The 8209-nt window shown below is 68.0% G+C and carries 7 protein-coding genes and 2 pseudogenes; 3 read left to right on the forward strand and 6 right to left on the reverse strand.

Translation table 11 applies throughout. The features are described from left to right. The 3 genes and pseudogenes from E0T84_RS31170 to E0T84_RS31180 form a co-directional block, all read left to right on the forward strand. A pseudogene (locus E0T84_RS31170) lies at positions 1 to 635 on the forward strand (Fe-S oxidoreductase); the annotation flags it as partial. A 129-nt stretch (positions 636 to 764) separates the two neighbouring features. Further along, positions 765 to 2054, forward strand: coding sequence for a pyridoxal phosphate-dependent aminotransferase (locus E0T84_RS31175; protein WP_070184625.1), 1290 nt, complete (start codon positions 765 to 767; stop codon positions 2052 to 2054). A gap of 41 nt (positions 2055 to 2095) precedes the next feature. Further along, the gene (locus E0T84_RS31180) at positions 2096 to 3325 is read left to right on the forward strand and encodes a YibE/F family protein (protein ID WP_070184626.1); all 1230 of its coding nucleotides are present in this window, start codon (positions 2096 to 2098) and stop codon (positions 3323 to 3325) included. Positions 3326 to 3339: 14 nt separating this feature from the next. On the opposite strand, the gene E0T84_RS31185 is transcribed toward E0T84_RS31180, so the two are convergent. From E0T84_RS31185 to E0T84_RS31210, 6 genes and pseudogenes are all read right to left on the reverse strand, one after another. Continuing rightward, entirely contained in the window at positions 3340 to 3753 is a 414-nt protein-coding gene (locus E0T84_RS31185) for a hypothetical protein (RefSeq protein WP_131823078.1), read from the reverse strand. A gap of 142 nt (positions 3754 to 3895) precedes the next feature. Then, positions 3896 to 4264: a nuclear transport factor 2 family protein gene (locus E0T84_RS31190; protein ID WP_070184631.1), complete on the reverse strand. Its 369-nt coding sequence runs from the start codon at positions 4262 to 4264 to the stop codon at positions 3896 to 3898. Positions 4265 to 4282: 18 nt separating this feature from the next. Continuing rightward, entirely contained in the window at positions 4283 to 5035 is a 753-nt protein-coding gene (locus tag E0T84_RS31195; protein WP_070946341.1) for a maleylpyruvate isomerase family mycothiol-dependent enzyme, read from the reverse strand. A 1-nt stretch (position 5036) separates the two neighbouring features. Further along, complete coding sequence (locus tag E0T84_RS31200) at positions 5037 to 6350, reverse strand: cytochrome P450 (protein ID WP_171055243.1); 1314 nt, start codon at positions 6348 to 6350, stop codon at positions 5037 to 5039. A gap of 38 nt (positions 6351 to 6388) precedes the next feature. Continuing rightward, positions 6389 to 7720, reverse strand: coding sequence for a UDP-glucose/GDP-mannose dehydrogenase family protein (locus E0T84_RS31205; RefSeq protein WP_138746399.1), 1332 nt, complete (start codon positions 7718 to 7720; stop codon positions 6389 to 6391). Between the two features lie 76 nt (positions 7721 to 7796). Continuing rightward, positions 7797 to 8209 (reverse strand): annotated as a pseudogene (locus E0T84_RS31210) (hypothetical protein); the annotation flags it as partial.

Here is an 8209-nt window from a genome sequence, read left to right on the forward strand (position 1 = left end):
CACCTGCTGCGGCCCCGGCCCCGGCCCCGGTCAAGGGGCTGGGCATGGCCGGTGGCGCCAAGCGTCCCGGCGCCAAGAAGACCGCGGCTCCGGCCGCGTCGGCCGCACCGGCTGAAGCTCCGGCCGCCCCGGCTGCTCCCGTCAAGGGCTTGGGTATCGCCGGTGGCGCCAAGCGTCCAGGCGCCAAGAAGACCGCGGCTCCGGCCGCGTCGGCCGCTCCCGCTGCAGAGCCGGCGGCCCCGCCAGCTCCGGCGGCTCCGGCGGCTCCGGTGAAGGGTCTGGGCCTGGCGGCCGGCGCGAAGCGTCCGGGTGCCAAGAAGGCCGCGCCGGCAGCTTCGGCTGCCCCCGCGGCTCCCGCTGCGGAGGCACCCGCGGCCGAGGCAGCGGCTGAACCGGCCAAGCCGGAACCGCCCGTGGTGGGTCTGGGCATCGCGGCGGGCGCGCGTCGCCCGGGTGCCAAGAAGGCCGCCAAGGCTGCTCCGGCAGCGCCGGCTCCGGCCGCACCTGCCGCCGAGCCGGCCCCGGAACCAGCGGCTGAGAAGCCTGCTGAAGCGCCTGCCGAGGATGCCAAGCCGGAGCCGCCCGTGGTGGGCCTGGGCATCAAGCCGGGCGCCAAGCGTCCCGGTAAGCGCTGAGCGTCGCAACGCACCGAACGGCCATCTCCCCCACGCCGGGGAGGTGGCCGTTCGGCGTATCAGGGGCCCTGTGGCGAATCGGTCAGGTGTGGCGGTGGCCACCTCAGGGATCGGCAAATTCCAAAATCAGTGGACGGTGATGAGACCATGGTGGGCGTGACTACCCATCAGTTGCCGTGGCAGACCGGTCAGCACCCGAAGCCGCGTACGTTCGCCCAGTCCACGAAGCTACAGGACGTCCTGTACGAGATCCGTGGGCCGGTACACGAGCATGCCTCACGGCTGGAAGCTGAAGGGCACCGCATCCTCAAACTCAACATCGGCAACCCCGCGCCGTTCGGCTTCGAGGCACCCGATGTGATCATGCGCGACATGATCCAGGCGCTGCCGTACGCGCAGGGCTATTCGGACTCCAAGGGCATCGCCAGCGCGCGCCGCGCGGTGTTCACTCGCTACGAACTGGTCGAGGGTTTCCCCCGGTTCGACATCGAAGACGTCTACCTGGGCAATGGCGTCTCCGAGCTCATCACCATGACCTTGCAGGCGCTGCTGGACAACGGCGATCAGGTGCTCATTCCGGCGCCGGACTACCCGCTGTGGACGGCGTCGACCGCGCTGGCCGGCGGCACGCCGGTGCACTACCTGTGCGATGAGACCCAGGGCTGGAATCCCGACGTCGCCGACATCGAGTCCAAGATCACCGAGCGCACCAAGGCGCTGGTGGTGATCAACCCGAACAACCCCACGGGCGCGGTATACAGCCGCGAAACCCTGGAGCAGATGGTCGAGTTGGCCCGCAGGCATCAGCTGTTGCTGTTGGCCGACGAGATCTACGACAAGATCCTCTACGACGACGCCAAGCACATCTCGCTGGCAACCTTGGCTCCCGACCTGCTGACGCTGACCTTCAACGGACTGTCAAAGGCCTACCGGGTGGCCGGTTACCGCTCCGGGTGGCTGGTCATCACCGGCCCCAAGGAGCACGCGAGCAGCTTCATCGAGGGCATCAGCCTGCTGTCGAACATGCGGTTGTGCCCGAATGTTCCTGCGCAGCACGCGATTCAGGTCGCGCTGGGCGGGCACCAGAGCATCGACGATCTGGTACTGCCCGGCGGCCGGCTGCTCGAGCAGCGGGACACCGCGTGGACCAAGCTCAACGAGATCCCCGGGGTGTCCTGTGTGAAGCCTTCGGGTGCGCTGTACGCGTTCCCGCGCCTGGATCCCGAGGTGCACGACATCCACGATGACGAGCAGCTGGTGCTCGACCTGTTGTTGCAGGAGAAGATCCTGCTGACGCAGGGCACTGGATTCAACTGGCCCACACCGGATCACCTGCGCATCGTCACGCTGCCGTGGGCACGGGACCTGGCCCAGGCCATCGAGCGGCTGGGCAACTTCCTGGCCGGTTACCGCCAGTAAGCCCCGCGCCGGGCCACAGGGACCCGCTCTACGCTGTCCACGTGGCGCACACGCATTCCCACTCGCATTCTCTGGCCGGCCCGTCGCCGTTGGGTCCACTGGCGGCCCGGATCGTCGTCGGCCTCTTGATTGCCATCGGGCTGGCGGTCCTCGTCGGCGCCGCCCTGCTGTGGCCCAGCCACCAGAAGGTCGACATTCCGCTGCCGTTTCAGAACGCCGCGGGCGGCGCTGTCACCACCGAAGCCGGGCACGTCGTCTCCAGCACGCTGGCGGACTGCGGTAGCCCGTCGGCCGGCGGTGTGCTGACGTCCTCACCGAGGCCGGCAGAGCCGGGCGGCGGCACATGTGTGCAGAACCTGGTGGCCATCGATTCGGGCCCGAACAAGGGCGCCAAGACACTGCTCGAGTTCACCACCGGCCCTGGCCAACCGAATCTCGTTGCCGGAGACAGCATCCGGATAAGTCGGCAGGTCGACGAGGCCGGGACGACGAGCTATGCGTTCTTCGACTATGAGCGCACCTGGCCGTTGATCGCCATGGCGGTGGTGTTCACGGTGGTCATCGTGGCGGTGGCGCGCTGGCGCGGACTGCGGGCGATCGTCGGCATCGTGGTGGCGTTCGCGGTGCTGATGATCTTCCTCCTACCCGCATTGCGCGACGGCGCCCCGGCGATCCCGGTGGCCCTGGTGGCCTCGGCAGCCATCCTGTATGCGGTGATCTATTTGGCCCACGGCGTCAGCCTGCGCACCAGCGCAGCCCTGCTGGGCACGCTCACGTCATTGCTGTTGGCCGCCATCTTGTCCTGGGCAGCAATCGAATTGGCCCACCTGACGGGCTTGTCCGAAGATCAGAACAACGAGGTCGCCGCATACCTGGGCAACGTGTCGATCACCGGGCTGCTGCTGGCGGGGTTCATCATCGGCTCACTCGGTGTGCTCAACGACGTGACCATCACCCAGGCCTCGGCGGTTTTCGAGCTCGCCGAGCACGGCGGCAGCCGCCGCTCGATCTTCGTCGGCGCCATGCGGGTGGGCAGCGACCATATCGCCAGCACCGTCTACACCCTGGTGCTTGCCTATGCCGGCAGTGCGTTGCCGCTGCTGTTGTTGTTCAGCGTGGCCAACCGGTCACTGCCCGATGTGCTGACCGGTGAGAGTGTGGCGATCGAGATCGCCCGTTCCGCGGTGGGCGGCATCGCCCTGGCGCTGTCGGTTCCGCTGACGACGGCCATCGCCGCCGTGTTGGCAACGCCGAACACGGCCACCCGCTGACCGCCGATCGGGACCTATGACGCCTTGTGCATTTCGTGCCGATCTTCCTGCGCATGCCTGCGTTCCTGGCCGATGAACTCGGCCGCATGACGGCGATCCAGGTCGACACGCTCACCGGCGTGCCGCAGGTTCAGCCAAGCGAGCTGGGACGCTTGCCGGATCGCGATCCCGAGGTGCTGTCCGGCGTGCCGCGTGGAGACCGCCACCCTGTGTAGCGCGGCCGCATCGGCCGCCCGGTCGTGATCGGTGATGTGCTGCTCGGCCAGGCGCGCGTGCTCGTCGCGGTGCCGCATATAGAGTTTCTCGTGCGCGGCGAGGTGCCTGGTATACAGCGCCGCATGCTCCTCGACGTGGCGGTGTTCTACGGCCGCGTGCTCCGCGACGTGCCCTGAGCCGGTGTGCGGTCTCTCCATTCCTTCGTTCGTCATGATTGCCGTTCCTTCTAGAGTTGGCGACCTACTCCATGACCTGACGGTACTCCGCGCTGACCAGGCGGAACACCCATTTCACGGCAGTCCCAAAACACAAGCGCGGCAACCGGACTTGATCACGCAGGCTACGGGCTGATCGTCAGTTGACGAGGTCTTTTTCGGTGAGCTCGGTGGCGGCCAGCGCGGCGGCCAGGGTGTCGTGACGGAACGCCGACGTGACGTGGTCGTGCACTACCCGGAACGCGGCCGCACCGGTGCGGGTGGTGCCGTCGGCCGCCATGATGGTTTGTTCGACGACGACCACGCCGTCGTGCACGAACATCCGTCCCGGCGTCACGGTGTCGCCGGCCGATGCAGCCCAGTTACGCAGGGCCACGTGCCCCTGGGCGGCCCCACTGGCATCTCCGACCTCGATGTCATCACTGGACAGCGAGATCAGGGTGTCGAGGTCATCCTCGTTGAGTGCGTCATGCCAGGCCAGGACCGTGGCGATCTCGGAAGTGGTCATGAACGAAACGTACGCCACTCAGAACGGTGTGCGGTCCAGCCAGGTGTCCCAGGTCGCGGTGTCGCCGAACACTTCGAGCCCGAGATCGGCCGCAGTACGCCGCCGAGTGATGGCCAGCAACAGGTCCGTGGCCGGCCCTTTCAGCGCGACAGTGCCCTTGCCGTGACTGTGGGACCATCCGAGTCCGTCCTCGTCGTGCTCCACGGTCCACTCCCCCGTGGGCCCCAGCCCCTCGTCGGTGGCGTGCAGGTGGAAGCTGGATCCCGACGCGAGAGGTTCGACGTGACGTTTGTTGGCCATGCCGGTGGAGATCTCAATCCACTCACTGACCGCGTCGGCAGCGAGGTCGACCGGCATGTCGAACGTGGTTCCCAAGGCCATCGCGGCGTCGCAGTGGTGTAGCGCCACCTCGTGCACCCGGCGCCTGATCCACCAACCCCCGGGTTTGGGGCCCAGGAACGTCCACACCCTGGTGTCGGTACCAACCTGGTCGACAGCCTTGAGGATCTGGACCACACCCGCATTGAGCCACTCGATCGCGGCCTCGGGATCATCGGGCGGCCTGCCCTCGTGTACCTCACGCGGGTCGAGAGGGGACACCCGACGCTCGGAGATAATCTGTGCCGCCCAACGGTTTCCGCGCCCGACATGGCGGAACAGTTGCTTGAGCGTCCACTCCGGGCAGGTCGGCACGGGCGTCTCGGGATCGCTGGAGGCGATCAGCTCCCCGAACGAACGGGTCTGGTCGAGCAGAGCAGCTCGGAAGTCCACGTCACGAACTTACCGCTGTGCGTGCCTTCCCGAGCGCGATCGGCAGAGTCGACCAGCCGCGCAGGATGCGGGTCTCCCGCCGGCTGCCCTCACCGGCCGGCCGCGCGTCGGGGAAGCGGTCGAAGAAGGTCTGCAGGCCGACCTGGCCTTCGGCCCGGGCCAGGGCGGCGCCGAGGCAGAAATGCCTGCCGCCGGAGAAGGACAGGTGCCGCCCGGCGTTGTCGCGTTCGATGTCGAAGCGGTGCGGATCGGTGAACACCGCGGGGTCGCGGTTGGCGCCGGCCAGATGGATGATGACCAGTTCCCCGGCCTGGACCGGGGTTCCGGCCACTTCGGTGTCGCGGAGGGCTACCCGCGCGCTCATCAGGACCGGCGAATCCAGGCGCAGGATCTCCTCGACGGCGTTCGGCCACAGCTCGGGCCGCGCGGCCAGGGTCTGCAGGTGTTCGGGATGGTCGAGCAGCATGCGGATGCCGTTGCCCAGCAGGTTGACCGTGGTCTCGAATCCCGCTGCCAGCACCAGCCCGGCCAGCGCCCGCAGTTCCGATTCGTTGAGCGGTTCCCCGGCCGCACCGGCCTCGGAGGCCTGGATGATCTGGCTGAGCAGGTCCTCGCCGGGGTTGCGGCGCAGGTGGCGCAAGTGATCGGTCAGCCAGGCCTCGAATCCGTGGATGCCGGAGTTCACCTCCTGGTACTGCCGCCAGGTCAGGCCGATGTCCAGGCTCGGCGCGCCCAACTCGCCGAAGTGCAGGATCTGTTGCCGGTCCGCATCGGGCACCCCGAGAATGTCGCTGATCACCGCGACCGGCAGCTGTGCACAGTACTGGTCGACGATGTCGACCACGCTGTCGTCGTCCATCGAGCCCAGCAGTTCGTCGGCCGTGTCTTGGACCCGTTCCCGCAGCCGGGCGACCGCGCGGGTGGTGAACACCGAGGAGACCAGCTTGCGGTAGCGGGTGTGATCGGGAGGCTCGGTTGCCAGCAGCGACGGCGCTATCAGGGGGTGCAGTCCGCCGGTATAGGTCTTGTCGGCCACCCACCGCAGCGGACGCGGCAGGTTCCCGCCGAGCCGCGATACCCGGAAGTCGTCGGAACGCAGTAGGTCGGTGGCGACGCCGTGGTCGAACGTCATGTAGAGCGCACGGCCGCGGATGATCGGTCCGCGACGGCGCATCTCATCTGCGAATGGCGCCGGGTCGGCCCGCACCGCGGGGTCGGCGATCAGCCGAGCCTGTGGATCCCCGTGGCGCATCCCGTACGCAGAGATACCCCGAACCACCCCGTGCAGGGCCATCCACCGGATTCGTTCCCGCATGGCCCGAGCCTACGACCGCGGAACTTGTTCTACAAGCGTCAAACAGTGGCGACCGGACGTCCCAACGCGTACACCCGCCACCCCGCGTCCCGCCACCGCTGCGCATCCAGGCAATTACGCCCGTCCACAACAACTTTGACGCGCACCGTGTCGGCCAGCTCGGCCGGATCCAGGTCGACGAACTCGGCCCACTCGGTGAGCACCAACACGGCATCGGCCCGGTCGCAGGCTTCGATGACCGAGGTGGAGTAGTTCAACGTCGGGAACACCCGCTGCGAGTTGTCCATCGCCTTGGGGTCATACACGTTCACCCCGGCGCCGTTGAGCTGCAGCATGCCCGCGACGTTGAGTGCGGGAGAATCGCGCACATCGTCGGATTCGGGCTTGAACGCCGCGCCCAGGACCGCGATGTTGGCACCCAGCAGCGATCCACCACAGGCCCGGGTGGTCAGCTCCACCATCGCGGTGCGGCGGCGCATGTTGATGCTGTCGACCTCTCGCAGGAACGTCAGGGCATGGTTGGCGCCCAGCTCGCCGGCCCTGGCCATGAATGCCCGGATGTCCTTGGGCAGGCAGCCACCACCAAAGCCCAGGCCCGCATTGAGGAATCGCCGCCCGATCCGCGGGTCATAGCCCAGTGCATCGGCCAGCAGGGTGACGTCGGCGCCGACGGCTTCACACACTTCGGAGATCGCGTTGATGAATGAGATCTTGGTGGCCAGGAACGCGTTGGCCGACACCTTGACCAGTTCGGCGGTCTCCAGGTCGGTGACCAGGAACGGCACCCCGTCGCCGATCATCGGCGCGTAGAGCTCGCGCACGGCAGCCTCGCCGCGTAGCGAATCACGTTGCACACCAACCACAATGCGGTCCGGGTGCAGCGTGTCGTGCACGGCGTAGCCCTCGCGGAGGAACTCCGGGTTCCAGGCAACCTCGACGTCCACGTCGACCGGCGCCAGACCTCGGGCCCGCTCGGCCAGGTCGGCGGCGGTCCCGACCGGCACGGTGGACTTGCCGACGATCACCGCCGACCGCCGCAGCCGGGGCACCAGGGTGTCGATGACGGCGTGCACGTGGCGCAGATCGGCGCTGTAATCGCCCTTCTTCTGCGGGGTGCCGACGCCGAGGAAGTGCACGTCAGCGAAATCGGCGGCCTCGTCGTAGTCGGTGGTGAAACGCAGCCGCCCGGCAGACAGGTTGTCGTTCAACACCTTACGCAGACCGGGTTCGTAGAACGGGATGTCACCGGCGGCGAGTTTGGCCACCTTGCCGGGGTCGATATCGACCCCGATCACCTCGTGGCCGAGCTCGGCCATGCCTGCGGCATGTGTCGCGCCCAGATAGCCGGTACCGAATACGGTGCATCGCATACTGCCTGAATAGGCTGCGATGATGAGCTAGCCGCTACGTGACACTGAGCGGCAGGCCAACGTCAGGTAACGGTTTTCAGCGCCCGCCGAACGACGGGAAAGGCCACAGCCCTCCGCCGTCACCGCCGCTGCGGGAACCACCGGAACCGCCGGACCGGCCCGGGTTCCAATCCCCGGAGCCCGAACCACCCGGGTTCCAGTCACCGGAGCCACTGGACCGGCCCGGGTTCCAGTCGCCAGATCCCCGACCAGGATTCCAATCGCCAGACCCCCGACCGGGGTTCCAGTCGTCCGAGCCCGAACCCGGCCACCGCGGGGTTTCCGGTTGGCGGCGTGACGGCGGATCCCACCGCGGCGTATGCTCACGCGGCTCCCACGGCGGGCGGAAGATGTTCGGCAGCCGCGGCGGGGGCGGCAGCACGACCAGCGGCGGGATGTAGGGCGCCGGCGGGTTGTAGATCGGGGCCGGCGGAGGCGGCGCCACAGGGG

The sequence above is a fragment of the Mycobacterium sp. DBP42 genome, from assembly GCF_005924235.1.
GTDB classification, from domain to species: Bacteria; Actinomycetota; Actinomycetes; order Mycobacteriales; family Mycobacteriaceae; genus Mycobacterium; species Mycobacterium syngnathidarum.

Coding starts and splice junctions, on each gene's coding strand:
- E0T84_RS31200 (WP_171055243.1), bottom strand. CDS start 6,350: ATGCGGGAACGAATCCGGTGGATGGCCCTGCACGGGGTGGTTCGGGGT.
- E0T84_RS31185 (WP_131823078.1), bottom strand. CDS start 3,753: ATGACGAACGAAGGAATGGAGAGACCGCACACCGGCTCAGGGCACGTC.
- E0T84_RS31205 (WP_138746399.1), bottom strand. CDS start 7,720: ATGCGATGCACCGTATTCGGTACCGGCTATCTGGGCGCGACACATGCC.
- E0T84_RS31190 (WP_070184631.1), bottom strand. CDS start 4,264: ATGACCACTTCCGAGATCGCCACGGTCCTGGCCTGGCATGACGCACTC.